This window comes from Halopenitus salinus (assembly GCF_055397165.1).
Genome location: NZ_AP043853.1, coordinates 690,643 through 717,339 on the forward strand (window position 1 = coordinate 690,643; position 26,697 = coordinate 717,339).

Sequence of the window (26,697 nt, forward strand, 5' to 3'; positions counted from 1 at the left end):
CGAAAACCCGTATGAGCGGACGATTCGACGGAGAGACGGCCATCGTCACGGGATCGAGCAAGGGGATCGGCAAGGCCATCGCGACCGAACTCGCGCGCGAGGGCGCGAACGTCGTCACGAACTCGCGGAGCTACGAGCGCGCCGAGGCGGCAGCCGAGGAGATCGCGGAGACGGTCGACGGCGCCGAAACGCTGCCGGTCGAGTGTGACGTGACCGACCCGGACTCCGTTTCGGCCATGGTCGAGGCGACGGTCGAGGAGTTCGGCCGCCTCGACGTGATGGTGAACAACGCGGGAATGACGATCATCGGCCCCGCAGAGGAGATGGCGCCCGAGGACTGGCGACAGGTCATCGACGTGGACCTCTCCGGCGTCTTCTTCGGCTCGCAGGCGGCCGGACGCCAGATGATCGACCAGGATGACGGCGGCGCCATCGTCAACGTCTCGAGCATGATGGGATCGATGGGCCTCCACCGGCGCAGCCCCTACTGTGCCGCGAAGGGCGGCGTCGACAACCTGACGCGGACCCTCGCGGTCGAGTGGGCCGAACACGGCATCCACGTCAACGCGCTCGCGCCGGGGTACATCCGCACGGCCATCACCGATCAGACGATGGAGTCGGCGGACTACACACAAGAGGAGGTCGAGAACCGCACGCCGATGGGGCGGTTCGGCACGACCGAGGAGATGGCCAACTGCGCGCTGTTTCTCGCCTCCCGGGACAACTTCGTCACCGGCGAGGTGTTGACCGCCGACGGCGGCTGGACGGCCTTCGCGTGGGGCAGCCACGGACCCTGATCAGGCCCCATCGAACGCGGCCGCGGTCGAGAGATCCGCCAGGGCACCCTCGACCGCGTCGACGAGCGCGTCGATCTCGGGTTCGCCCATCGGCGTCGAGAGGTTCACCAACCCGCGATCGGCGACGAACACGCCCCGGTTCCGCATCGCGAGGGAGAACCGTTCCGTGATCGCCTCGTGGGTCGTTCCGGTCCGCGCGTCGCGCACCTCGTCGTCGGTGAAGTGGACGTTGAGAAACGACGCGTCGCCGGTGACCTGCGCGGGTACCTCCGCGTCCGCACAGACGGCTTCGAGGCGCTCGCGTGCCGTCGCGCCGAGGTCGTTGAGCCGCTCGATCGCGTTCCCGTCGAGGGCGTCGAGGGTGGCGGCGCCCCCGACCATCGTCGCCGGGTTTGCGTTGAACGTCCCCGAGTGGGTGACCGACCCGGTGGCGGGATCGAACACCGACATCACGTCCTCGCGGCCGCCGAAGGCGCCCGCGGGAAGCCCGCCACCGATGAACTTCCCGAACGCCGTGAGATCCGGGCGGATCCCGTACCGCTCCTGGGCGCCGCCCGGGTCCATGCGAAAGGTCATCACCTCGTCGAACAGCAGGAGCGTGTCGGTGTCCGCCGTGAGATCGCGGGCGGTCTCGAGGAACCCCTCGCGTGGGGGGATCATCCCGGCGTTTCCCATGATCGGATCGACGATGAAGCAGGCCAGGTCGTCGCCGTGTCGTTCGAACGCCTCCACGAGCGCCTTCGTGTCGTTGAACGGGACCGTCGAGACGCGCTCCTCGACGGTGGTCGGGACGCCGGGGTTCTCTCGCCCCTCGTCCTCGACGCCGACGAGCACCGTGTCGTGAGTCCCGTGGAACGCGCCGTCGAGTTTGAGCACGTGCTCGTTGCCCGTGTGGGCGATCGCGGCGCGGATGGCGTTCATCGTCGCCTCGGTTCCGGAGTTGGCGAACCGGACCGTCTCGACCGAGGGAACGCGCTCGACGATCCGGCGTGCCAACTCGGTGGCCTCCGTCGTCGGCGCCGCGAGTCCGTTTCCGCGGGCGAACCGCTCCGTGACCGCATCGACCACGGTCGGCGGTGCGTGGCCGAGGACCGACTGGGTGTAGTTGTTCAGGAAGTCGAGCAGCTCCTCCCCATCGGCCGTCGTCAGCGTGCACCCGGACGCCTCCTCGACGAAGGTCGGATACGGATCGACGTAGGTCACCTCGCGCGTGTCGCCGCCGGGAAGATACGTTCGCGCCTCCTCGAAGTGTTCCTTCGAGGTCGGCGTCCGCCGCTCGTACTCCGCCTCGAGATCTGCCGCGTTGGAGTTCGTCATGACTGACCGGTTCGCGGAGGGTGCACAAAACGTTGATCCTCGATCACACGGATCACGGACGGGGATACCACGGTATCACTCATAGACGCGGCTTCCCGTCTCGTTGTCCTCGATGAACGCCCAGTCGTACTCGACGCCGAGGCCGGGGCCGTCCGGGATCTCCACGTACCCCTCGTCGTCGATCGACTCCAGCTGATCGTCGTAGCCGTCGGCGTAGACCGGCGGCGTCGTGTTCGGGACCTCCGGATGGACCAACGCCATCTCGTAGTAGTTCGTGTTGCGCGTCGCCGCGATGCACTGCCGCTGTGCGGGGCCGGGAGCGTGATACTCGACGTCGAGGCCGAAGCCCTCGGCCACGCGGGCGCGCTTCATCGCGCCGGTGATCCCGCCATCGTACTCGGGATCGGCACGCACGAAGTCGGTCGCCTCGTTCGCGATGAAGTCCGTGAACGGCTCCAGTCCACGGACGTGTTCGGTCTGGAGGATGGGCGTGTCGAGCTTCTGGCGGAGCTTTCGGTGGGCGTGTTGGGAGATCCCGCCGTCGCGGTAGGGATCCTCGTACCAGTAATAGTCGTGTTCGTCACACGCCTTTCCCACCTCGAGCGCGTCACCCCACGTCTCGATGTGGCATGCCGGATCGCACATGAGGTCCATCTCGTCGCCGACGCGCTCGCCCACAGCGTGGACCACGTCGATCACCTCCTCGGTGTCGCGCCACTCGCCGCCCCAGACGTGGATCTTGAAGGCGGGGTATCCCATCTCGAGACACTCCTCGGCGAAGTCCGCATACGCCTCCGGCGAGTCGAGCCCGCCGTTTCGATCCCCGCCGTACGTCGAGGCGTAGGTGGGGATGCGTTCTCGGTAGGTGCCGAGCAGCTCGTGGATCGCGGCGTCGTAGTACTTGCCGGCAAAGTCCCACAGCGCGATGTCGATCGGCCCGATCCCCATCCGGTCGTACTTCCGCAGCGCGCGTTTGATCTCCGACCAGTGCTTCTCGCGGTCGAGCGGGTTCTTGCCGACGAGATAGTCCGCGACCATGTTCAACTCCGCCATCCCCGGCGAGTTCCCGCCCACGTACTCGCCCGTGATCCCCACGTCCGTGTGGACCCGAACGCCGAAGAGACGGCGCTCGGTCGTTCGTCCCGGATGATAGCCCATCCCGAATCCATCGGGGTACGGGCCGCGATCCTCGAGTTCGTAGCCGAACTCGGTCGACTCGATCCGCGTGATCGTCGGTGTCATGTGATGATCGGCGACACCCAACATGATAAATCCGACTCCGGCTCCACATCACGGAGGAGACGAACAGCGGAATCAGGTTCGATCGGAATCGCGTTACGTCTCGTCGGTGACGTCCCCGTCGTCCGGAAGGACCTTTCCGGGGTTCATGATCCCGTTCGGATCCAGGGACTCCTTGATGTCGTACATGAGGTCGACGGCGACGCCGTGCTCGCGCTCCATGAACTTGCGTTTCCCGATGCCGACGCCGTGTTCGCCGGTCGCGGTTCCCCCCATGTCGATCGCCCGCTTGACGATCCGGCGGTTCAACTCGCGGGCCCGCTCGACCGCGTCCGAGTCGTCGAGGTCCGCGAGCGGCGCGTAGTGGAGGTTTCCGTCGCCGGCGTGTCCGACGGCCGGACAAAAGAGGTCGAGGTCGTCGCTTTCGGTCTCGACCGCCTCCACGATGTCCGGATACCGCGATATCGGCACGACCACGTCGCCGACGATGGCGGGTTCCTCGCCGGGACGATGGCTGCGGACGGCGTCGTAGGTCTCGCGGCGCGCACGCCAGATCTCCTCGCGCTCGTCGCCGGCGGCCGACTCCCAGCTCGTCGCCCCGTTGTCCTCACAGATCGAGCGGACGAACTCGACGTCCTCCTCGACGCCCGCGGTGTTCCCGTGAACCTCGACGATCAGCGTCGGCGCGGCGGTCAACGAGAGGTCGTCTGCGTACTCGTCGATGATCTCGACGGTCCCCTCGTTCACGTACTCGATCGCGCCCGGTCGGACGCCGAAGCGGATCACCTCCGCGACGGCCTCGCTGGCGTGGCGCTCCGTCGGGAACGTGACGAGCGCCGCCCGCCGGTGTTCGGGGATCCCCTCGACGCCGAGGGTCGCCTCCGTGATCACCCCGAGGGTTCCCTCGCTGCCGACGAAGAGGTCCTTCAGACTGTAGCCCGCCGACGTCTTGACGACGTCGCCGCCGCACTCCACGATCCGCCCGTCCGGGAGCACGACCTCGAGACGGCGGACGTGATCGCGCGTCTCCCCGTAGCGGACGGCGTTGAACCCGCTCGCGTTGTTGGCGATCATCCCGCCGATCGTGGCGAGATCGCCGCTGGAGATGCCCGGCGGGAACCGTAGTCCGTCGCGGGCCAGCCGCTCGTTGAGGTCGTCGTAGACCACGCCCGGTCCGACGACGGCGTGGAGGTCGTCCGCACGCACCTCGATCGACTCCATCTCGTAGGTCGAGAGGACGATCCCGCCCGCGACCGGGATGGGGTTGCCCTCCAGGCTCGATCCGGCGGACCACGGGGTTACGGGGACCCCGCGTTCGTTCGCGGCCGCGAGGATCCGGGATACCTCCTCGGAATCGGTCGGCCAGACCACCGCGTCGGGCGTCCGGGGCTCGTGGGGGCTCGCGTCCCCGGCGTACTGCTCGCGGCGGCTCGCCTCGAAGCTCACGCGCCCGTCGTCGACGACGTCCTCGAGAAACCCGCAGTCGTACTCCGCCTTTTCCATGACGGGTGAAACCGTCGTGCCGGGTTAAGCGTTATCACGCGCTCGCTTCGGCCGCCAACTCCTCGAACGCCGCCTCGAACTCCTCGCCGAACGTCGCCTCGAACGGCTCCATCGGGCTTCACCGCCATTCCCGCCTGCTTCGGGAGGCGACGACGTCGACGCCGGGGGCGTAGTAACACACCGGATCGGCGTCCGGTCGCTCGAACCCGTGGGCCGACCACAGCGTGTTCACGTCGACCTCGGCGTCGGCCCGGTAGAGCGTCCACGGTTCGTGGTCGACGTTGGCGTACCGAAGCGTCCCCCGTTGATCCTGCGTGTAGAACCGATACCGCTCGAGGAGGAACTCCGCCATCGGGTCCTCCGGCGCCCGAAACGGCTCGCCGGTCGGCCGGTAGGTCGCCGCATAGCGGGCGGGGCGTGCGCCCGGATGTCGACGACGCGAGCGAAACCGCACTCGTCCGTCCCGCCACTCCAGGGATATCCGGGCGTAGTAGTACGGCAGGTGCTGAAAGATTCGGGCGCCGAGTACGCTCGCGATCCCCTGTGCGTCGAGGCTGAAGAAGTAGACGCTCGGGACGTCGTCGCGGGTGACGTACGTTCGGACGTTGAGCTCCGGCAGCCGGATCCCGAACGGTTCGGGAACCCCCTTCGGACGAACGGCGACGTTGGTGAACGGGACGATCGAGATCCACGCGGACCCGTCGTGGACGTCCGGCTCGAGCGGCTCCGGAAGCCGCGCGTCCAGCGTCACGGGATCGACCGGCCAGTTCTCGAACAACAGACGCCGCCAGCCCATCTCCAGGGGAACGACCATGCGATCCCTCCGTTGTCTCCGCCCAAAACGCCTTTGGGCGTTCCGAACGCGTCGCTCGAAGGGTCGCCTAAAATCATATTGCGATACATAGTTTATTTCTTAGAATTCGACGAAAACACGTCGAGATCCGGTCCGTACTTCACTCGAGGAGGAAGGCGAAGACGCCCGATCGTCGTCGACGAACCGATCCCCGATCGCGAGTCCCGATCCATGCGTTAGTCGAATCGTTGAGCGGAACGATCGACGCACAAATCGCCGATATCCCGGATATTTGCGGATGAGGTGTGGATAGAGCAGGTACGTCGATCGGGGGACAGTCATCGTGACCGCGAGGACGACCGCCGGTTCGAAGACACGAACGATCCAGGAACACCGCCGGATCGAATGAATCAACGAACGGATAATTCGTATGTATAGTACGATATCGTATATGTCTCGGCGAGCGTGATCGGCCGTCACGTCCGAATCGATCGCTTCCAAGCTCACGCGGCCAGTATCAGGTGATCAGTCCCACCTGGCCAGTCTCACGCGTCCGGTCTCACTCGGGTGCGTTCGATCCTCAGCTGTCGCTTTCCAGTGCGATCGTTCTCGGCCGCGAGCGTGGAGTCCGCGTCGACCCGATCTACTCCTCGAGCTCCTCGACGACCTCGACGACGTATCCCTCGGGGTCGGTGAGGAACGCGATCCGGAGCCCCTTGTCCTCGAGAGTCTTCGGACCGCGGACGATCTCGCTTTCGAACTCCTCGGTCAGAACCTCGATGGTCTCGTCGACGCTCTCGACGGCGATCCCGACGTGATCGAAGCCGGTCGGCGCGTCCTCGGCGTCGTCCTCGTGGAACTTGAACTGGATCTCCGCGTCGCCCTCGCCGCCGAGGAATCGGTTCGTCGCGCCGTCCCCGCCGGTGAACTCGCGGGTCCGCTCCAGACCGAGACCCTCCGCGTAGAACTCCTCCATCTCGTCGGCGTCCGTGACCCACATCGCCGGGTGTAACACGTCCATACCGACGAACGGTCGGGGACGAATAAATAGGTGTGCGATCCGATCGAGGACCGCACGGTTGCGGCTGGTCGCTCCCCGCCGATGGGGTTCTCCGTTCGGGAACAACATTGATCGGCGTGTAACGCCTCTATATCGGGTTCAAACCGGGATTCCGACACGTCGGAAACACATTCCCGATCGTTCGAGTATCGGGGGCACTCACGGATCGGTCGATCTGTCGGATATCATTACAACCATACAGTAGTAATTATTTTGCTCGATATCGGCTCACGGCTCACGGATGGCGAGCCGGCTCGAACGATCCGCAGTCCGTTCCCGACAGAAGAACGAGTCACTCACGTCATGAACTCGCCCGCCTGGGGTTCGTCCGGATCGGTGGGAATCTCGACGAGGGTCGGACCGTTCCCGATCGACTCGCGTGCGGCCTCCCGAATCCCGTCCGGCGTCTCGGCCCGCCTCGTGTCCATGCCCATCCCCTCGGCGATCCCCGCACAGTCGAGCGGGGCGTCGGTCCACCCGTAGGCGTTCGCACCGAGTTCGTAGCTCCGTTCGGCCTCCTCGCTGATGATCGCGTAGTCGTCGTTGTTGAACACGAACACGGTCACGTCGAGGGACTCCGCGACGATCGTGTGAAGCTCCTCGAGACACATCATCAAGCCCCCTTCCCCGATCAGGACGGCAACCGGCTGATCCGGATTGGCGATCGCGGCCCCGACCGCGGCGGGGATCGCGAGTCCCATCGACGCCCAGGAGCCCGGATTGACGTAATCGCGCGGGTCGTAGGCCGGGAAGGTCATGACCGTCCAGACGCGCGAGCCGCCGGCGTCGGCGGCGACGATCGTCTCACGGGGCAGCCCCTCCCGGATGGCGGCGAGCGCGCTCACGCTCGAAAGCGGGGGCTCCGTGACCGCGCGGAGCTCGGCCGTTCGTTCGGCCTCGGCGTTTCGAACGTCCCGGGCGCGGGAGCGACCGGATCCGGACGCCGACGTGTCCACTCCGACTTCGGAGCGCTCCCCCAGTTCCGCGTTGACGGCCTCGAGCGTCCGCTTCGCGTCGGCGACGACGGCGACGCTCGGGTCGTAGCCCGTTCCGACGTCGGACGGATGGAGGGTGACGTGGATCAGCTCCGCGGGGAGGTCGTACGACCAGCGTTTGCTCCAGACGGCATCGAAGTCGGAGCCGACGGCGAGGAGGGCGTCCGACGTCTCGAGACACCGCGTCAGTTCGGGACTCGTCGCGCCACAGAGCGCGCCCGCAAAGAGGGGGTGGTCCTCGGGGAACGTCCCCTTCCCCTTGTAGGTCGTCGCGACCGGCGCATCGATCGTCTCGGCGAGGGTTCGCAGCTCGGAGCTCGCCTCGGCGGCACGCACGCCGCCTCCCGCGATGATCGCCGGGGAGTCGGCTGCTGCGAGGCTATCCGCGGCCCGTCCGACCGCCGACGCCGGTGGACGGGGCGGTTCGGCCGGCTCGGTCTCGCCCGATTCGGCCTGTTCTACCGCCATCGGAACGAAGTTCTTCGGGATCCCGACCCGGACCGGCCCCTTCGGCGGCGTTTTCGCGATCGTGATCGCCCGATCGAGCTCCGCGACCGTGCTCTGTGGCGTCTCGACCGTCACGTTCTCCTTGACGACGTTGTCGTAGGTGTCGGGCGGCGTCTCGTGGATCCCGTCGCCGCCGCGGACCTCGGGTTCCGTCTCGACGGCGACGTGCACGAGCGGCGTGCAGTCGTTGAGCGCGTTCTTCAGCCCGTTCATCGCGTTCATGTCGCCCGGTCCGGGGATGACGACCGTGGCGGCCATCTCGCCGCTCGACTCCGCGTATCCCCACGCCTGATGGGTGACGTTCGTCTCGTGGCGGGCCATCACGAACCGGACGTCCTCTCGACCGCTTATCACCTCGTTCAACGGCAGGGTCTGTTTGCCGGGGATCCCGAAGACGGTCGAGATCCCGTGTTCCGTGAGACAGTCGACTATCGCGTGATCGTTTCGCATTGACCTGTGAATGGTCACCCGAGATCGATAAAACGTTTTGGTGGTATCGACCCCCGCCCGAGACGCCCGCGCCGATCGGCCCTCACCGCTTGCGGTGTTCCTCGACGACGTCCCAGTCGAGTTCGATCCCGAGTCCCGGATCGTCGGGGACCGCGATCCGGCCGTCCTGAATGAGGGGCTCCTCGCCGACGACGAGGTCGTCCCACCAGGGGACCTCGCGGGCGTGGAACTCGAGGGCGAGGAAGTTCGGAACGGAGGCGCCGACGTGGACGCCCGCCATGGTCGCGACCGGGCTGCCGATGTTGTGCGGGGTCAACGCGCAATAGCGGGTGTCCGCGAGGTCGCCGATCTTCTTCGATTCGGCGATCCCGCCGGTCTTCGGGACGTCGGGGGCGACGAAGTCGACCGCGCCGGCCTCGAGGAGGTCGCGGAACCCGTGGCGGCCGTACCGGTTCTCGCCGGTCAGGATGGGCACGTCGACCGCACGCGAGAGCTGGGCCATAGCCTCCGTGTTCTCCGGCGGGAGGGGGTCCTCGATCCAGATCGGACCGTAGGGCTCGACGGCCTCACAGAGACGCCTCGCCGACTCGGGGGCGAAGTTCCAGTGGAGGTCGAAGGCGTACTCCGCCTCGTCGCCGACCGCCTCCGCGACCGCCTCGACGAGCCGACGCTTGTGTTCGATCTCGGGGTCGGTGAGGTGTCTCGCCTCCGTCTGGATCTCGCGTCCCGAGGGGACGTCGAGGTCGAACTTGATCAGGTCGTACCCCTCCGTGACCGCCTCGCGCGCCTCCTCGGCGTAGGCCTCGGGCCGGTAGGTCTCCCGCGACTGTCCCTCCAGGGCCGCATCGATCATGGACTCGCCGGCGTGGCAGTCCGCGTAGATGCGGATCTCCTCGCGCATCTTCCCGCCGAGGAGCTGGTAGACTGGCTGGTCGAGCACCTTGCCGGCGACGTCCCAAAGCGCCAGCTCGACCCCGCTTATCGCGATCGTCGCGATCCCCTGTTGGGATCCGCGTCCCGAGAGGCTCTCGCGCATCAGGTGATAGAGCCGCTCGACGTCGAGGGGGTTCTCGTCGACGAGCACCGGACGGAGGTAGTCCGTGATGATCTCGTGGACGCCCGGTGCCGGATAGGCCTCGCCGATCCCCCGCACGCCGGCGTCGGTCTCGATCGTGACGATCGTCCACGGGAAGTTCCCGTCGATCACCACGGTGTCGAGGTCCGTGATCGCCGGCGTGTCCGTGGTCCGCCCCGGCGTCTCGTCGTAGTCGCCCCACATCGTCGTTGCGAGTTTCCTCGCGAAGTCCTCGTACATGCGTGAGACGCGTTGTGATGCCACATGCATTAAACGCCACGGTCGCGGTGATCGGCCGGGGAGGGCGCTACGCCGCCCCGCGATCCGGGACGGCGGTTGGAACACGGGTGGACACGCCGGGGTGCCGGATCGGTATCTATATATTTATCCTCTCGGCACGCCCGGGTATGAGCCACCGAGGCGACCCGGAAGACGGTCCCGTACGCGTCGGGTTTCGAACCAACACGCTCTCGGACGAGCGACTGCAGTACATCCGACAGCTCGGCGTGACGGACGTCTTCGTCAATCCCACGGAGCCGGAGGGCGGGACCGGCGGCGACATCTTCGTCGACGAGAGCGATCGGACCGAGACCGACCGGCGGCTTCCCCTCGGTCCCGAGGAGGTCCCCTCCGTGGAGTACCTTCAGTCGCTTTCTGCGGCGTGTGAGAGCTACGGCGTCGACCTCGCCGGGATCCACACCCTCGGGTACAACTGCTACGGGGACGTCAAGTTCGACCGCGAGGGCCGCGACGAGCAGCTCGCCGCGATCGAGGAGCTGCTCTACAACATGGGCGAGGCGGACCTCCCGATCCTCGGCTACCAGTGGAACCCCCGCGGCGTCGTCCCGATGCGGACCGGCACGGTCCCGGTCCGGGGCGACGCGGAGGCGACGAGCTTCGACCTCGACGACGTCGAACACGCCGGCGACCCGGCCCTCGAGCGCGAGTACACGGAGGCGGAACTGTGGGAGAACTACGAACGGTTCCTCGAGGAGATCCTTCCCGTCGCCGAGGAGGCCGGCGTCACCCTCGCGTTACACCCGATCGATCCGCCGAACATCGAGGAGATCGGCGGCATTCCGCGGCTGTTTCGGAACGTCGAGAGCTTCCGGCGGGCGATGGAGACGGTGCCGAGCGACCACCACGGACTGAAGCTGTGTCTCGGCTGCTTCTCCGAGATGGGCATCGACGTCACGGACGTCGTCCGGGAGTTCGGCGAGAGCGGCGACATCACCTTCGTCCACTTCCGCGACGTGGAGGGAACGGCGGAGTCGTTCAACGAGACGTTCGTCGACTGCGGCAACTACGACGAACTCGAGGTCATGCGGACCCTGATCGACGCCGGCTTCGAGGGAGTCGTCATCCCCGATCACGTCCCGGCGGTGCGCGACGACACGGACTGGGGCCACCGCGGTCGCGGCTTCACGGCCGGCTACCTGCGCGGGCTCGCGCGGGTCGCCGGCGAACGGTAGATCGCTCGTCCCGTATCCTCGCTCGTCGCAGTTCCACTCTCACTCGTCGTAGATGAACTCCGTCCAGGCGCCCTCCGTGGGCGGGTACTCGTCGATCACGTCGAGGTCGACGGTCACGCCGAGTCCCGGGCCGTCCGGAACGCTCAGGGTTCCGTCCTCGACGTCGATCGTCTCCTCGATGACGTCGAAGGCCAGCTCGAATGGGTACATTCCCGGGTCCTCCGGGTGATCGAGTGCGGGGTCGTCCTCGAAGATTGGATACTCGAGCAGCCGGACCTCCGGCGCCGCCGCCACGAGGTGGGCGTTCGCGATCAGGCCGAGCCACGTCCCGAAGTTGTGCGGGACGAACTCGACGTCGGTGCCGAGACAGTAGTCGATCGCCTCCGCACAGCCCGTGTAGCCGCGGTGATGGCGGACGTCGCCCTGGAGGAACGAGACGGCGCCGGTCTCGGCGAGCGAGATGAGACCGGCCGGGGAGGACTCGCTCTCGCCGCCCGCGAGCGGAACGCCGCGACCCGCGAGGTCGACGTACCCGTCGTAGTCGTCGGGCGCGGCCGGTTCCTCGACCCAGAAGGCGTCACGCTCGCCGGCGTGTTCGACGATCTCCGCCCTCGTCGCCGCGTCGTAGACGTCGCCGTCGAGCTTCCACCAGGTGTGGGCGTCGAGCATCACCTCGGTCTCCTCGACCGTCTCGGCGAGGAGGTCGATCGTTCGGACGTCCTCGTCCGGGCCGATCCCGGGGCGGTACTTGTAGCCGAAGAAGCCGAGCTCGTCGACGATCCGCGCCTGGTCGGCGTAGCCCTCCGGCCGCATGTACATCCCGCCGCTGGCGTACATCGGGAGGTCGTCGTCCGGCTCCGTGCCGTATTCCGCACACAGCAGCTCGTAGATCGGGGCGCCGACCCGCTTGCCCCGCAGGTCGTAGAGCGCGACGTCGATGGCGGAGGCCGCCTCGTGGCGAACCCGCTCCGGGAGGTTCGTCGCGTCGATCAACGCGTGTGCGTCCGCGATCTCCTCGATAGTCTCGCCCTCGAGGGCGTCGGCCACCTCCCCCTCGACGAGGTCCGCGAAGCTCGCCTGCGAGTCCCCCTCGAAGTACTCGCGCATCGCGGAGCTGCTCGCGCCCGCGGAGGCAAACCCGATCTCCCCGTCGGCCGTCTCGACGGTGACGAGCACGACGTCCCGCTTCAGCAGGCGGCGACGGCCGCCGTGAAACGGACGCGACTGTACCGGGTCGATGGGCGACGAGAGGGCGTACCCTCTCACCTCGCTGATTCGCATACCGGGAGAATCGCGGGGTGTGACATAAAACCACGTGGTCGGAACGCTTCGCGCCGATCCGGACGATTCAGGTCGATCCGGACGCTTCGCGCCGATTCGAACGCCTCGAGTCGGTCCGCACGTCCCCACCGCACCACGAACGCGTGACGCGAGTTTTAACCATCGTCCGTGCGAGGAGTCACCATGGCAGACGAGACGGACGACCGGATCGACTCGCGTGTGGTCCCCGAGGCGACGATCGTGGAGGCCTGTGGAGCGGTCGAGCTGCCGGAGTTCGGGGTCATCGAGCAGGTGTGGGAGACGGACCCGATCCCGGAGGCGGAGATCGCGGAGCGCGCGGGCGCGGCGGTTCGCGACCTCGAGTTCGGCGACGTGCCGGCCGGCGGCGAGGTCGCGGTGGGCGCGGGCTCGCGCGGCATCGCGAACCTCGCGTCGATCGTCGGCGGCGTGGTCGCGGAATTACAGGAATTGGGTTACGAGCCGTTCGTGTTCCCCGCGATGGGGAGCCACGGCGGCGCGACGGGCGAGGGCCAACGCGAGATGCTCGCGGAACTCGGCGTCACCGAGGAGTCCGTGGGCTGTGCGATCCGCTCGTCGATGGACGTCGTCGAGGTCGGCCGCACCGCGGACCGCGACGTCCCCGTCTACGCCGACGCCACCGCCGTCAACGCCGACGCCATCCTGCCGATAAACCGGATCAAACCGCACACGATGTTCGCGGGCGACGTCGAGAGCGGCCTCTCGAAGATGCTCGTCATCGGCATGGGCAAACAGAAGGGCGCGAAGACCGCCCACGCGTGGGCGCTCGACTGGAGCTTCCGCAACATGATCCCCGAGATCACCGAACGCCTCCTCGGGGAGCTCCCCGTCGTCGGCGGCGTCGCCATCCTCGAGGACCAACGCGATCGGACGGAGCAGATCGAGGGCGTGCCGCCCGAGGGGTTCCTCGACCGGGAGGCCGAACTCCTCGAGACCGCCTACGAGCTGCTCCCCACGCTGCCGTTCGACGACCTCGATCTCGTCGTCTTCGACCGGATGGGCAAGGAGATAAGCGGATCCGGGATGGACACGAACGTCACCGGTCGGCTGTTGGCGTTCAACGAGCCGTCGCCCGAGGTCCCCGACATCCGGCGTATCTACACGCGGTCGCTCACGGCGGCCTCCCACGGCAACGCCGCGGGCGTCGGCCAGGCCGACTTCATCCACCGTGACCTGCTGGGTGACCTCGAGGTCGAGGACACCGCGATCAACGCCGTGACCTCCGGGAGCGTCGAGAACGCCCGGATCCCCACGACCGTCGAGACCGACCGGGCGGGGATCCTCGCGTGTCTCTCCACCGTCGGCGTCCGCGATCGATGGGACGCGCGCGTGATCCGGGCGACCGACACGATGCACCTCGAGCGGATGTACGCCTCCGAGGCGCTCCTCGAGGAGGCGCGCGAGCGCGACGACCTGCGGGTCGTGGCAGAGCCCGAGCCGATCGCCTTCGAGAACGGCGAACTCGCGGCGCCCTCGCCGACCGACGCGGACGCGCGGCCCCGGTGAGACTTCCCGACGAATCGGTCGACGGACGCGTCGGAACGGTCCTCGACGTTCGAGGTGATGAGGGCCGGTACGGTCGCCTCGTCGGACCAGACGCGTTCCACGGGGAAGCGAGGCGGTTCACCGAAGCGGTTCCGGCAGCGACGCCCGAACGCCGAGATCCTCGGCGATCTCCCGGAGGTTCTCGACCACGGCGTCCTCGAGCGGGATGCCCGACTCGCGCCGGTCCCGCGCGGTTCGGTACTCCGGTTCGCCCGGCAGGAGGACCTCCCCGCCCTCCTCGATCGGTTCCGCAGAGCGGAGGAAGCGCGCGAGCCCGGAGACGCGCTCGGCGACCGCCTCCCGCGTGGTGAAGGCCGTCGGATCGATGGCGACGAATGCGGCGCCGTTTCCGGCCCAGTTCTGCTCCGCCTCGGTCGCGACCGCGCCGCCGCCGATGATCGCCGCGAACAGCTCGGTCATCGTCGCCAGGCCGAACCCCTTGTGGCCGGTCTCGATGCCGCCGAGGGGCAACAGCGCGCCGACCTCGTTCTCGAAGTCGGCGGCGTACTCGACCGGCTCGCCGGTCTCCGTGATCGTCCAGTCCTCGGGGAGCCGCTCGCCGGACCCGTCGCGTTCGATGATCTTCCCGTGGGCGATCTGGCTCGTCGCCGCGTCGTAGATCGGATCGAACGGGAGCGCCCCGAAGCTGGGCACGCCGAAGGTGATCGGATTCGTCCCGAGCCGCCTGTCGGCGGTGCCGTGAGGAGCTATCCGCTGGGCGCCGCCGTGGAGGTTGACCCACGACGCGAAGAGGTACCCCTCGTCCGTGACGATATCCGCCCACTCGCCGATCCGACCGAGGTGACCGGAGTCGTGAACGCCGACGATGCCGACGCCGCGTTCGGCCGCCGTCTCCGTGACCAGCTCGACCGCCCGTCGACCGGTCACCTGGCCGAACGCGCCACCGCCGTCGATCCGGTGGAACGGGCCCGCTTCCTCGAGTTCCGGCATCGCGGAGGGATCGAGCGCCCCGTCGTCGATCTGGGCGGCGTAGTAGGGAAGCCTGACCACGCCGTGTGAGGAGTGGCCGACGAGGTCCGCGGAGACGAGCGAGCGGGCCACGGTCTCCGCGATCCCGGACGGCGCCCCGCATCCTTCGATCGCGACCTGTGCGAACGCCTCCAGCGAGTCGGGAGAAACGGTGTGCATCCGTCGGAGCCATTCGGACGTTCGATATTAACGATACCGTTCGACTCACCCGAACTTCGTGTTCAACTCGATCACGTTCGCCGCGCGCCGTACGCTGTCGGCGAGGTCGCCGTGGAGCCGCTCGTCGGTGATTCGGCTCGAGGGTCCGGAGATGCTGATCGCACCGAGGACCTCGTCGTCGTCGAGAACGGGCGCCGCGACACAGCGGAGCCCCTGGATGTTCTCCTCGTCGTCGATGCCGTACCCGCGATCGACGATCCGATCGAGCTCCTCTCGGAGGGCCTGGCGGTCCGTGATGGTCGTTTCAGTACGGCCGTCGAGGTCGAGGGCGTCGACGATCCCCTCGCGATGGTCCGCGGGGAGGTGTGCGAGGATGGTCTTTCCGAGCGCGGTCGAGTGAATGGGCTGTTGGGTCCCGATCCGGGAGGCGGTCGTGACCGCCCGATCTCCGGCGGCCTTATACAGGTAGGAGACGCGCTCGTACTCCTCGATTCCGAACTGCACGATCTCTCCGGTCTCGAATGCCAGCTCGTCGACCTCGTTCTCGATGACGTCGTAGTCCGCGACCTGGTCGCGGACGTCGCGCGCGATGGAGAGGAACTTCAGACTCAACCGATATCCGCCGTCCTCCGCGACCACGAGACCCTCGTCCGCAAGCGTCCGGAGGTGGCTGTGGACCGTGCTCTTCGAGTGTCCGAGCTCGTTCGCGATCGCCGTCACCCCGAGCGTTCCCTCCCGTTGAAGCAGCTCGATGACGCTGACCCCGATCTGCACGCCGCGGATCCGTCTGCCCGTCGGTTCCGTCGTCATGTGCGCCGGCAGTTCCGCGACCGACATAAGTCTGTTCCCGAAACGAGAACGTGATTCCGGGGCGAGAATCGACATCGGAGCGAGATTCGACGGATACGGGTAGACCGTGAGCGAACGGTCGACGGATACCTTTATGCTGCGTGCGGATAGTTCACACGTCCGTGCAGTATCAACGCATCAAATCCGACCTTCGGGGCGTCGCCTTCACCAATCCGACGCCGTTCGACGAGAGCGGCGAGGAGATCCGACACGACGCGCTCGCGAGCAACGTTCGCCACGTCGTCGACGCCGGGGGGCGGGTGATCATCCCCTGTGGAAACACGGGCGAGTACTACTCGTTGACGAACGAGGAACGGGTCGCGGTGGTCGAAACCGTGGCCGAGGCGGTCGGCGACGAGGCGACGATCGTCGGCGGCGTCGGCGGGAGCACCCAAACCGCGATCGAGCTCGCGTCCGCCTACGAGGACGTCGGGGCGGACGCGATCATGGTCATGCACCCGGTTCACACATACATCCATCAGGTCGGCCTGATCGACTACTACCGGGAGATCGTCGAATCCACCGATCTCGGCGTCGTTCTGTACAAGCGAGGTCCGGCGGTGACTCGGGAGTTGCTCGCGGAGATCACGGGCTATGAGAACGTCGTCGGCGTGAAGTACGCGGTGAACGACGTCAAGGGCTTCTCCGAGATGGTCGAAACGATCGACGCCGACGTCGTCTGGTCGAACGGCATCGCGGAGCGGTTCGCCCCCGCCTTCGCCGTCGAGGGGGCAGAGGGGTTCACCACCGGGATCGGAAACTTCGTGCCCGAGCAGGTGCTCGCGTTGATGGACGCCCTCGAGGCGGAAGCGTGGGATCGGGCGCGGGAGCTTCGCGAGCAGATCCGGCCGTTCGAGAACCTCCGGGAGGAGCCGGGCGAGGAAAACGACCTTGCGGCCGCGAACAACGTCCCGGCGGTCAAGCACGCGATGGACCTCGCGGGACTCCACGGCGGCCCGGTGAGGGAGCCGCTCGTCGAACTCTCGGAGACGGACCGACGGCGGGCGGAGGAGTATTACGAACGGATCCGCGAGGCCACCGACGAGCACGCCACCGCGCGATGAACAACGCCGAACGACGGGAACCGACGACGGATGCGGTCGGCCGGTGCGTGAACTGACGCGTTCATGGACATGCGTTGGCACTACAGACACACCGTTCTCTCGCTTTGTACGCTCGCGTTCTTCGCGACGATGGTTGGACGGCTCGCGATCAGCCCGGTCGTCCCGCGGATAACCGACGCCTTCGAGATCTCCAACACGGTGATCGGCGTCGCGTTGACCGGGATGTGGATGGCCTACGCGCTCTCGCAGTTCCCGAGCGGGGTCCTCGGGGACCGATACGGGGAGCGGCGTATCATCCTCGTGGCAGTCGGCGGGACGGGGGTGATGGCCCTGCTCGTCGCCGTCTCTCCGGTCTATCCGGCCTTCGTCCTCTGTGTGATCGCGTTGGGTGCCGTGGCGGGGCTCCACTACAGCACCGCGACGACCCTGCTCTGGCGGACCTACGACGACATCGGGACCGCGATCGGGATCCACACGATCGGCGCGCCCGCCGGTGGACTGATCGCCCCGGTCGCGGCGGCGTGGGTCGGCACGCGCTACGGATGGCGGCCCGCCGTCGCGATCGGGGCGATAGTCGCGGTTCCCGTCTTCGCGTCGTTCGCGCTGTTCGTCCGCGAGAGCGAGCCGCAACGTCCCGACGAGCCGATGCGCGATCGGATGCGGATCGGGCCGGTCCTCGAGCTGCTCTCGCGGCCGACGATCGCCTTCACCGCCGTCATCGCGGGCACGGGAGCGTTCGTCTGGCAGGGGGTCGCGTCGTTCCTCCCGACGTTCCTCATCGCGCATCGGGGGCTGTCCGCGACGACGGCCGGCGTCGTGTTCTCGTCGTACTTCGTGGTACAGGCGGCGACCAAGCCCCTCCTCGGCGCGCTCTCGGACAACTACGAGCGGGATCTCGGCGTCGGCGTCAGCCTGCTCACGAGCGTGGCGGGCATGGCGCTTTTCGTCGTCGGTCCGGGCCTGGTCGGCATCGCTGCAGCGGTCGTCATGATCGGCACCGGGCTCGGGATGGCCGTCACCGTGGAGCCGCGGTTCGTCGACGAGCTGTCGGAGGACGAACAGGGCGTGGGATTCGGCCTCGTCAGAACGGTCTATCTGGTCGTCAGCGCGCTCGGGTCGGTGACGACGGGATTTCTGGCGGACACCGTCGGGTGGTCCGCCGCCTTCTCCATCCTCTCCGGGCTCCTCGCCGTGATCCTCGCGGCCGTGGTCGTGAACTACGTCCTCGGGTTGGGATACTGAGAGGGATGCATCATCGATCGGGCGCTTCGGCGACGTTGCGGCGGATTTTTTAGGCAGTCATGGCTACTCTCGGTCGATGATACACCACGACGTCGCGGTCATCGGCGGCGGCTGTGTCGGGCTGTCGACCGCGAAACACCTCGCGGAGCGGACCGACCTCGACGTGTGCGTCCTCGAGAAGGAGTACCACCTCGCCGAACACCAGAGCGGGCGCAACTCCGGCGTGTTACATCCCGGCTTCAACTACCCTCCGGACTCGGTGAAAGCGGAGTACGCCACGGAGGGGACGAGCCGGATGAAGGAGTACTGTGCGGAACACGACATCCCGTGTGAGGAGTGCGGCGTGCTCGTCGTCGCAAAGGACGACCGCGAGGAGGCGCACCTCGAGGAACTCGCCGCACAGGCGGAGGCCAACGGGGTCGCCTACGAGCTGCTCGACTCGCAGGCGGCGATCCGCGAACACGAGCCGCACGCGGTCGGGCAGGCGGCGCTTTATGCCCCCGAGGCGGCCTCCGTCGACTCCCAGCAGTACGTCTACACCCTCGCCCGCGAGGCACAGCAGGACGGCGTCGACCTGTACATGGGCCACGCCGTCTCGCGGATCCATCGGTCGGGCGAGGGGTACCGGATCCACACGAGCAACAGCGACGTCGAGGCCGACTACCTGGTCAACGCCGCCGGACTGCACGCCGACACGCTGGCCCATCAGGTCGGCGTGGGCGAGGACTACCAGGTCGTCCCGTTCCGCGGCGAGTACTACGAGCTTACCCCCGAGAAGGCGCACCTGTGCCGGACGATGATCTATCCGACGCCGGACCCGGAGCTGCCGTTCCTCGGGGTCCACTACACCCGACGGACCGACGGGAAGGTGATCGTCGGACCGAACGCGGTCCTCGCGTTCGGCCGCGAGGCCTACGAGAACACGGACGTCGATCTCCGTGAGCTGTACGAAACGCTCACCTACGAGGGGTTCCGGCGGCTCCTCGCCTCCCCGACGATGCTTTCGGTCGCGGTCTCCGAGCTGAACAAGTCCTACCGCAAGGGGAAGTTCACGGAGGCCTCCAGACGGCTCGTCCCCGAGGTCAAAAGCGAGGACTTGGAGAAGAGCTACGCCGGCATCCGCGCCCAGCTCGTGAGCGCCGAGGGCGAACTCGTCAAGGATCCGCTGTCGATCGAGACCGACGACGCGGTTCACGTCCTCAACGCCGTCTCGCCCGGGTTGACCTGCTCGCTCCCCTACGGCGAACACGTCGCAGAGCAGCTGGCCGAGAAGGTGTAGGGTTCGAGGGGGCGCCCCCGAGGCGGTCTACAACCGTGCGATGATCGCGTCGGTCATCTCCGCCGTCGTCGCCGACCCGCCGAGATCCCCGGTCCGGGGGCCGTCGGCGAGGACGGACTCGACCGCGGTCCGAACCCGCCCGCCGGCCGCCGTGTAGCCGAGATGCTCGAGGAGCATGGCCGCAGAGAGGATCGCGGCGGTCGGGTTCGCGATCCCCTCGCCGGCGATGTCCGGCGCGGTGCCGTGGACCGGCTCGAAGAGCCCGTTGTCGGTGCCCACGTTCGCGGAGGGGAGCAGTCCCAGCCCGCCGACGAGCCCCGCCGCGAGGTCCGAGAGCACGTCGCCGGCCAGGTTCGGACAGACGACGACGCCGTACTGGCTCGGATCGAGGGGCAGCTTGGTCGCGAACGCGTCCATCAGCTCCTCGTCGGCCGCGACGCCGCGCTCGTCTGCGACCTCGAGAACCGTCTCGCGGAACCGACCGTCCGTCTCGCGCATCACGTTCGCCTTGTGTGCGACGGTGAAGCCGTCGCGGTGGTCGGGGCCGCGACCGGCCTCGACGAACTCGCAGGCGAACTCCGCGAGCTGTTGGGACGCGGAGTCGGTGACCACCCGCGTGAGCGTCGAGAGGTCCGCGGAGAGGCGGTCCTCGTGGCCGGCGTAGACGCCCTCGGTGTTCTCACGCAGGAAGACGACGTCCGTCTCCGGGCGCAGGGCATCGACGCCGGGGTACGCACGCGCCGGCCGAACGTTGACGAACGAGTCGACGGCGTCGCGAAGCGGGAGGATGACGTCGGCGGCCGTCTCGCCGGCCGCCCCGAACAGCGTCGCGTCGGCGTTCGCCGCCAGGTCGTAGGTCGCCCGGGGGAGCGCCTCGCCGGTCTCCGCGAGGACCGCATCGCCCGCGTCGGCCTCGACGTACTCGAACGGGCCGACCGCGTCCGAGTCGTCCGCGATCGCATCGAGCACCTCGACGGCGGCCGGGACGACCTCCCGACCGATGCCGTCGCCCTCGATGACGACGATCTCCTCGCTCATTCAGTCGTCCCCCGCCGCGGCGTCAGCGTCCTCGTCCGGCGAGGAGACGTGATCCTCCGGAACGTAGGGGAGCGAGCGGGCGGTCTCGCGGACCGCGTTCGCGTTCGCGCCCATGAGCGCCGTCGTGTCCCAGACCCCCTCGACGAGGGCCTTCCGCTGTGCGTCGTTGACCGTGGCGTCGATCTCCTCGTCGTCGTAGACGACGCGCTCGTTCTCGACGTCGACGTCGATCTCGGCGTCGGGGTGTTCCTCGACGTAGTCCTGGAGCGCCTCGATGTCCGCCTGGTCGGCGGTCACCGTCGGGATGCCGAGCGCGAGACAGTTGCCCGCGAAGATCTCCGCGAACGACTCGCCGACGACGGCGTCGATTCCCCATCGCATCAACGCCTGCGGGGCGTGTTCGCGCGAGGAGCCGCACCCGAAGTTGGCGTTGACGACCAGGACGTTCGCCCCCTGGTACTGCTCCTCGTTGAACGGGTGGTCCTTCTCCTCGTCCTCGTCGTCGAATCGCTGGTCGAAGAAGGCGAACTGGCCGAGCCCGTCGAAGGTGACGACCTTCATGAACCGCGCCGGGATGATCTGGTCGGTGTCGATGTCGTTTCCGCGGACCGGGATCCCGGTTCCGGACACCGCCGTCACCTTCTCGGCGGGGGCCTCGCCCTCGGCGAAGCCCTCGTGGTCGATCTCGACGTCGGAGCCGCTCATGCGGTCACCACCTCCTCCATCTCGCGGACGTCGGTGACCTCGCCGGTCACCGCCGCCGCCGCGACCATCGTCGGGCTCATCAGGACGGTCCGGCCGTCCTTCGAGCCCTGCCTGCCGACGAAGTTCCGGTTCGAGGAGGAGGCGCTCGCCTCGTCGCCCTGCAGCTGGTCGGCGTTCATGCCCAGACACATCGAACAGCCCGGCTCGCGCCACTCGAAGCCGGCCTCGGTGAAGACCTCGTCGAGGCCCTCGGCCTCGGCGGCGGCTTGAACGCGCTGGCTGCCGGGGACGACCATCGCGCGGACGTCGTCGGCGACCTCGCGGCCGCGAACGAACGCGGCCGCCTCACGCAGGTCCTTCAGCCGTGCGTTCGTACACGAGCCGAGGAAGGCGACGTCGATCTCATATCCCTCCATGGTGTCTCCGGGTTCGACGCGCATGTGCTCCTGTGCACGCCGTGCGGTGTCCTGCTTGTCGGCCGGCAGGTCCTCCGGGGCCGGGATCGGCTCCGTGATTCCGATTCCCTGTCCGGGGGTCGTTCCCCACGTGACGGTCGGCTCGATCGCGGAGCCGTCGATCGTCACGACGTCGTCGTACTCGGCGTCGTCGTCGCTCGCGATCGACTCCCAGTACGGCTTCAGCCGCTCGAACCGCTCGGGATCGTCGGCGAAGGCGTCCGTCTCGCGAAGCCACTCGTAGGTGGTCTCGTCGGGGTTGACGTAGCCCGCGCGGGCGCCGCCCTCGATCGACATGTTGCAGATGGACATCCGTCCCTCCATGCCGAGGCTCTCGATGGCCTCGCCGGCGTACTCGTAGACGTGGCCGACGCCGCCGTCGGTGCCGAGCTTCCGGATGATGGTGAGGATGACGTCCTTGGCCGTGACGTGCTCGCCGAGCTCGCCCGTGACCTCGATGCGTCGGACCTTCTGTTTCTCCATCGCGACACAGCCCGTCGCGAGGACGTCGCGGATCTGTGAGGTCCCGATCCCGAACGCGAGCGCCCCGAAAGCGCCGTGCGTCGAGGTGTGTGAGTCGCCACAGACGATGGTCATGCCCGGCTGGGTGATCCCCTGTTCGGGGCCGATGACGTGGACGATCCCCTGGTTCCCGGAGTCGGGATCGGAGAACTCGATGCCGGACTCGCGGACGTTCTCCTCGAGTTCGGCCATCATGTTCTCCGCCGCGTCGTCGGCGTAGGGTCGATCGCGGTCGTCGGTCGGAACGATGTGGTCCACCGTCGCGTGGGTCCGCTCCGGGAAGGCGACCTCGACGTCGCGCTCGCGCAGCATTCCGAACGCCTGCGGGCTCGTGACCTCGTGAACGAGGTGGAGACCGACGAACAACTGGTCCTGTCCGGTCGGCAGCTCGGTCACCTTGTGGTTCTCCCAGACCTTATCGTAGAGCGTTCCGCTGCTCATCGGGGGATCCCCCGCTCGCGACCGCGGACGATTGCACGCGATACGTCCGGCACGTCCTCAGGCATCGGCGGTCACGCGCTCCGTCTCGTCCTCGTCCTCGGTCTCCTCGGACCAGGCGAAAAGCGACCGGAGCTCCGCTCCGACCTGCTCGATCTCGTGGTTGCGCTCGGCCTGGTGCAGCTGCGTGAACGAGGGACGTCCGGCCTGGTTCTCCGCGATCCACTCGCGCGCGAAGGTGCCGTCCTGTACCTGCTCGAGGACCTGCTCCATGTTCTCGCGGGCATGCTCGTCGACGACGACGTCGCCCTGTGTGAGGCCGCCGTACTCCGCGGTGTCGGAAACGGAGTCCCACATCTCGCCGAGTCCGCCCTCGTACATCAGATCGACGATCAGCTTCATCTCGTTGAGACACTCGAAGTAGGCCATCTCCGGGGAGTAGCCCGCCTCGACGAGCGTCTCGTAGGCCTGTTTCACGAGCGAGGTGACGCCGCCACACAGGACGGCCTGCTCGCCGAAGAGGTCGGTCTCCGTCTCCTCGCGGAAGGTCGTCTCGACGACGCCGGCGCGGGCACACCCGATCGCGGCGGCGTAGGCGAGTCCCTCCTGTTTGGCCGTGCCCGTCTCGTCCTGATAGATGGCGAGCAGGCCCGGCGTCCCCTCGTCGTTCTCGTAGTTCCGGCGGACGAGGTGGCCCGGCGACTTGGGCGCGACCATCGTGACGTCGACGTCCTCGGGCGGACGGATCTGGTTGTAGTGGATGTTGAACCCGTGGGCGAACTGGAGCGTGTCGCCGGGATCGAGGTTGGGCTCGATCGCGTTCTCGTAGACGTCCGGCTGAACGGTGTCGGGGACGAGCACGGAGACGATGTCCGCACGTGCTGACGCCTCCGCGGGGGTGGCGACCTCCAGACCGTCGTCCTCGGCCGCGCCCCACGAGGAGGAGTCCTCGCGCAGGCCGACCACGACGTCGACGCCGCTTTCGTTCAGGTTCTGTGCGTGCGCGTGACCCTGGGATCCGTAGCCGAGTACGGCGACGGTCTTGTTCAGGATGTGGGACGTGTCCGCGTCGTCTTCGTAGTAGATCTCGGATTCGAACGGCGTGTCGTTGCTCATGGATGTATCTGTATTAGGGATTGTCGTAACTTCGCTGTGTCGATTCGCCCACGCTCGTCGCGTGGGCGGTCGGTTCGCCCGAGGTCCCCGGCTCCTCGCCGGGAACCGTCTGCGTGTCGCCGCGGGAGAGCGCGGTCTGTCCGGTCCGGGCGATCTCGATGATCCCGAACTGGTCGTAGGCGTCGATCGCGTCGTCGATCTTCGACTCGTCGCCGGTGAGTTGGACCGTGATCGTTCGCGGCCCGGCATCGAGGGTCTCGCCGTCGTACATCTCGGTGATGGCGTGGACCTTGTCGGGCTCGTCGCCGCGGACCTTGAGCAGGACGAGCTCCGTCGTGACTGCGTCGTCGGCGAGCTCGCCGACGGAGATCACGGGTTTCAGCTTCGCGAGCTGACGTTCGATCTGGTCGATCCCGGGATCGGTCTCCTCGACCACCATCGTGAGCCTGGAGTGGCCCTCGACGGTCGTCGGGCCGACGGTCAGGCTCTCGATGTTGAACTGTCGCCGCGAGACCAGTCCCGAAACCCGCGAGAGGACGCCCGGCTCGTCCTCGACGAGCGCGGATATCGTCGCCCGTCTCGGTTGGTGTTCGGCCTCGACCGCCGGATCGATCCGGATGCCCTGGCTGTTTCGCCGCCCCTCCGGATGGGGTCGCTCCTCCGGGGCCGGACCGGGCATACCCGAGCGGTCGGCGTTCGTCCCCTGGGTGTCCCGATGGGGCGATCCCGGATCGGGTTTGTTCGGGGTCGCGTCGTCGGCGTTCCCGCTCATAGCTGCTCCTCCGAGAGCGCGAACTTGCCGTTGTCGCCGCCGCTTGGAACCATCGGGTAGACGTTCTCGGCGGGGTCGATCCGGAAGTCGATGACCGAGGGACCCTCGTGGTCGAGGGCGGCCTCGATCGTGTCGGCCACCTCGTCGTACTCCGAGACGGTCCAGCCCTTCGCGCCGAACGCCTCCGCGAGCTTGTCGAACTCGGGCATCCAGCCGTACTCGGAGGCCATGTGTCGCCCCTCGAAGAAGGCGTCCTGCCACTGTCTGACCATGCCGATGTACTCGTTGTTGAGCACCGCGAAGGTGATGTCGAGGTTCTCACGGACCGCGACCGAGATCTCCTGGATCGTCATCAGGAACGACCCGTCGCCGTCGAAACAGACCACCTCGCGGTCGGTCTCGCCGGCGTTGTCGGCCGCCAGTCGCGCGCCGATCGCCGCCGGCACGCCGTAGCCCATCGTTCCGAGCCCGTGTGAGGAGACCCAGGTCCGCGGCTCCGTGTACGTCCAGAACTGCGCGGCCCACATCTGGTGTTGGCCGACGCCCGTGGTGACGATCGCGTCGTCGCCGGTCGCCTCGTCGAAGGCCTCGACGACGAACTGCGGCTTCAGCGGCTCGTCTTCGGGCATCGCGTAGGTCATCGGGTACTCGTTCTTCCAGTCCGCACACTGCTCTCGCCACTCGTCGGCGTCCGGCGACGTCTCGACGGTCGCGAGCAGCTGTTCGAGCACGGTCGCGGCGTCGCCGACGAGCGGGTAATCCGCGTGGACGTTCTTGGATATCTCGGCCGGGTCGATGTCGACGTGGACGACCTCGGCCTCGGGAGCGAACGTCTCGATCCCGCCGGTCAGCCGGTCGTCGAACCGGGTCCCGACCGCGATCAGACAGTCGGTGTGGGTGATCGCCATGTTGGCGTAGCCCGTGCCGTGCATGCCCGCCCACGACAGCGAGAGCGGATCGTCCTCGGGGAACGACCCGATCCCCGGCATCGTCGTGGTGACGGGGATCTCGTGCTCGCGAGCGAACCGTCGCGCCTGATCGCTGGCGTCGGCTTTGATCACGCCGCCGCCGAACAGACAGAGCGGCCGTTCGGCACGTTCGATGGCCCGAGCGGCCCGATCGACCGCGTCGGGATCCGCCTCGGGGTCGGTCTCCGAGCCGGCCGGCGGCTCCGGCGGCTTCGGGGTCCGGTCGGTCTCGCCGAGCGTGACGTCCTTCGGCAGGTCGACGAGCGTCGGACCGGGCCGGCCGGTCTCCGCGTACGCGAACGCCTCGCCGACGGTGTCGCCGACGGTGTCGGACTCGCTCGCGAAGTAGTTGTGTTTCGTGATCGGCGCCGTGACGCCGATCGTGTCGGTCTCCTGGAACGCGTCGTTGCCGACGAACTCCGTCGGGACCTGGCCGGTCAGCGCCAACAGCGCGTCCGAGTCCATCGAGGCGTCGGCGATCCCGGTGACCAGGTTGGTCGCGCCCGGACCGGACGTGGCCAGGCAGACGCCCGTCTCGCCGGAGACGACGCCATAAGCGTCGGCCGCGTGCGCGGCGCCCTGCTCGTGGGCCATCGTGACGTGGCGGACCGACGAGGCGTAAAGCGCGTCGTAGACGGGCATGATCGCTCCGCCCTGAATGCCGAAGGCCGTGTCGGCGCCGGCCGCCTCGAGCGCGGCGATCACCGATTCGGCACCCGTCGTGGGCGTGCGGTTCACGGCCTCCGCGGCCTCCTCTCCGGCGGCGTCCGCCTCGGCGGCCGCGGTTCCGCCGTCGGCGGCGGCGTCGCTCGCGGGGTCCTCCCCGTTCGCCGCCGCCGCGTCGGCGTTCGTCGGGTTCGATTCGTCGTGGTCGATCGGTGCGTCTCGAGTGGTCATGGGTCGTGTCGTGGCATCTGTGTGTCGCGATCGGTGTCGATTGCCGTGATCTCCGGGTCGCGAGGATCGGTCCCTCGCGGGGAACGTGCGGTACGCCGGCTTCGAAGAAGGGTGGTGGTGTAGGGGCTCA

The 26,697-nt window shown here is 67.8% G+C and carries 22 protein-coding genes; 6 read left to right on the plus strand and 16 right to left on the minus strand.

The features are described 5' to 3' along the window. Window positions 1-11 precede the first annotated feature (11 nt). Window positions 12-797: an SDR family NAD(P)-dependent oxidoreductase gene (locus ACZ5YD_RS05270; protein ID WP_379744733.1), complete on the plus strand. Its 786-nt coding sequence runs from the start codon at window positions 12-14 to the stop codon at window positions 795-797. Here ACZ5YD_RS05270 and ACZ5YD_RS05275 read toward each other — a convergent pair whose 3' ends face one another. The 7 genes from ACZ5YD_RS05275 to ACZ5YD_RS05305 all read right to left on the minus strand — a co-directional run bounded on the left by ACZ5YD_RS05275 (window position 798) and on the right by ACZ5YD_RS05305 (window position 9,976). Next, window positions 798-2,114 (minus strand): aspartate aminotransferase family protein, encoded by a 1,317-nt coding sequence (locus ACZ5YD_RS05275; protein ID WP_379744730.1) that lies wholly within the window; start codon window positions 2,112-2,114, stop codon window positions 798-800. It abuts the gene before it with no gap. Window positions 2,115-2,189: 75 nt separating this feature from the next. Next, window positions 2,190-3,356 carry an enolase C-terminal domain-like protein gene (locus ACZ5YD_RS05280; RefSeq protein WP_379744727.1) on the minus strand — a complete coding sequence of 389 codons (1,167 nt, stop codon included), beginning with the start codon at window positions 3,354-3,356 and terminating at the stop codon, window positions 2,190-2,192. A 93-nt stretch (window positions 3,357-3,449) separates the two neighbouring features. After that, on the minus strand, window positions 3,450-4,856 hold the full coding sequence (locus tag ACZ5YD_RS05285; protein ID WP_379744724.1) for an FAD-binding oxidoreductase: 1,407 nt from the start codon (window positions 4,854-4,856) through the stop codon (window positions 3,450-3,452). Window positions 4,857-4,974: 118 nt separating this feature from the next. Beyond that, window positions 4,975-5,670, minus strand: a complete 696-nt coding sequence (locus ACZ5YD_RS05290; RefSeq protein WP_379744721.1) for a YqjF family protein — start codon at window positions 5,668-5,670, stop codon at window positions 4,975-4,977. 622 nt (window positions 5,671-6,292) lie between these two features. Beyond that, complete coding sequence (locus tag ACZ5YD_RS05295) at window positions 6,293-6,670, minus strand: VOC family protein (protein ID WP_379744717.1); 378 nt, start codon at window positions 6,668-6,670, stop codon at window positions 6,293-6,295. 335 nt (window positions 6,671-7,005) lie between these two features. Next, the gene (locus tag ACZ5YD_RS05300; RefSeq protein ID WP_379744714.1) at window positions 7,006-8,661 is read right to left on the minus strand and encodes a thiamine pyrophosphate-binding protein; all 1,656 of its coding nucleotides are present in this window, start codon (window positions 8,659-8,661) and stop codon (window positions 7,006-7,008) included. 82 nt (window positions 8,662-8,743) lie between these two features. Beyond that, on the minus strand, window positions 8,744-9,976 hold the full coding sequence (locus tag ACZ5YD_RS05305; protein WP_379744711.1) for a mandelate racemase/muconate lactonizing enzyme family protein: 1,233 nt from the start codon (window positions 9,974-9,976) through the stop codon (window positions 8,744-8,746). Window positions 9,977-10,143: 167 nt separating this feature from the next. Here ACZ5YD_RS05305 and ACZ5YD_RS05310 point away from each other — a divergent pair, with 167 nt between their 5' ends. Further along, on the plus strand, window positions 10,144-11,208 hold the full coding sequence (locus tag ACZ5YD_RS05310; RefSeq protein WP_379744708.1) for a mannonate dehydratase: 1,065 nt from the start codon (window positions 10,144-10,146) through the stop codon (window positions 11,206-11,208). Between the two features lie 39 nt (window positions 11,209-11,247). Here ACZ5YD_RS05310 and ACZ5YD_RS05315 read toward each other — a convergent pair whose 3' ends face one another. Then, on the minus strand, window positions 11,248-12,489 hold the full coding sequence (locus ACZ5YD_RS05315; protein WP_379744705.1) for a mandelate racemase/muconate lactonizing enzyme family protein: 1,242 nt from the start codon (window positions 12,487-12,489) through the stop codon (window positions 11,248-11,250). Between the two features lie 183 nt (window positions 12,490-12,672). On the opposite strand from ACZ5YD_RS05315, the gene ACZ5YD_RS05320 reads away from it, so the two are divergent. Beyond that, on the plus strand, window positions 12,673-14,034 hold the full coding sequence (locus ACZ5YD_RS05320; protein WP_379801138.1) for a nickel pincer cofactor-dependent isomerase, group 22: 1,362 nt from the start codon (window positions 12,673-12,675) through the stop codon (window positions 14,032-14,034). A gap of 117 nt (window positions 14,035-14,151) precedes the next feature. Here ACZ5YD_RS05320 and ACZ5YD_RS05325 read toward each other — a convergent pair whose 3' ends face one another. Continuing rightward, complete coding sequence (locus ACZ5YD_RS05325; protein WP_379746558.1) at window positions 14,152-15,222, minus strand: Ldh family oxidoreductase; 1,071 nt, start codon at window positions 15,220-15,222, stop codon at window positions 14,152-14,154. Window positions 15,223-15,267: 45 nt separating this feature from the next. Beyond that, entirely contained in the window at window positions 15,268-16,032 is a 765-nt protein-coding gene (locus tag ACZ5YD_RS05330) for an IclR family transcriptional regulator (RefSeq protein ID WP_379746555.1), read from the minus strand. Window positions 16,033-16,193: 161 nt separating this feature from the next. Here ACZ5YD_RS05330 and ACZ5YD_RS05335 point away from each other — a divergent pair, with 161 nt between their 5' ends. The 3 genes from ACZ5YD_RS05335 (at window position 16,194) to lhgO (ending at window position 19,656) form a co-directional block, all read left to right on the plus strand. Then, window positions 16,194-17,135 (plus strand): dihydrodipicolinate synthase family protein, encoded by a 942-nt coding sequence (locus ACZ5YD_RS05335; protein ID WP_379746551.1) that lies wholly within the window; start codon window positions 16,194-16,196, stop codon window positions 17,133-17,135. A gap of 69 nt (window positions 17,136-17,204) precedes the next feature. Next, complete coding sequence (locus tag ACZ5YD_RS05340) at window positions 17,205-18,377, plus strand: MFS transporter (protein ID WP_379746570.1); 1,173 nt, start codon at window positions 17,205-17,207, stop codon at window positions 18,375-18,377. A 76-nt stretch (window positions 18,378-18,453) separates the two neighbouring features. Next, window positions 18,454-19,656 carry an L-2-hydroxyglutarate oxidase gene (lhgO, locus tag ACZ5YD_RS05345; RefSeq protein WP_379746548.1) on the plus strand — a complete coding sequence of 401 codons (1,203 nt, stop codon included), beginning with the start codon at window positions 18,454-18,456 and terminating at the stop codon, window positions 19,654-19,656. A 27-nt stretch (window positions 19,657-19,683) separates the two neighbouring features. Here lhgO and ACZ5YD_RS05350 read toward each other — a convergent pair whose 3' ends face one another. The 6 genes from ACZ5YD_RS05350 to ilvB form a co-directional block, all read right to left on the minus strand. Next, a complete protein-coding gene (locus ACZ5YD_RS05350; RefSeq protein ID WP_379746545.1) occupies window positions 19,684-20,694 on the minus strand; it encodes an isocitrate/isopropylmalate dehydrogenase family protein in 1,011 nt (336 codons plus the stop codon). Next, window positions 20,695-21,399, minus strand: a complete 705-nt coding sequence (leuD, locus tag ACZ5YD_RS05355) for a 3-isopropylmalate dehydratase small subunit (RefSeq protein WP_379746542.1) — start codon at window positions 21,397-21,399, stop codon at window positions 20,695-20,697. Further along, the gene (gene leuC, locus ACZ5YD_RS05360) at window positions 21,396-22,817 is read right to left on the minus strand and encodes a 3-isopropylmalate dehydratase large subunit (protein ID WP_379746539.1); all 1,422 of its coding nucleotides are present in this window, start codon (window positions 22,815-22,817) and stop codon (window positions 21,396-21,398) included. The genes leuD and leuC overlap by 4 nt, the downstream gene beginning before the upstream one ends. A gap of 57 nt (window positions 22,818-22,874) precedes the next feature. Then, window positions 22,875-23,930 carry a ketol-acid reductoisomerase gene (gene ilvC, locus ACZ5YD_RS05365; RefSeq protein ID WP_379746536.1) on the minus strand — a complete coding sequence of 352 codons (1,056 nt, stop codon included), beginning with the start codon at window positions 23,928-23,930 and terminating at the stop codon, window positions 22,875-22,877. Window positions 23,931-23,943: 13 nt separating this feature from the next. Further along, window positions 23,944-24,609, minus strand: coding sequence for an acetolactate synthase small subunit (gene ilvN, locus ACZ5YD_RS05370; protein ID WP_379746567.1), 666 nt, complete (start codon window positions 24,607-24,609; stop codon window positions 23,944-23,946). 89 nt (window positions 24,610-24,698) lie between these two features. Then, window positions 24,699-26,567, minus strand: coding sequence for a biosynthetic-type acetolactate synthase large subunit (ilvB, locus tag ACZ5YD_RS05375; RefSeq protein WP_379746533.1), 1,869 nt, complete (start codon window positions 26,565-26,567; stop codon window positions 24,699-24,701). Window positions 26,568-26,697: the final 130 nt, after the last annotated feature.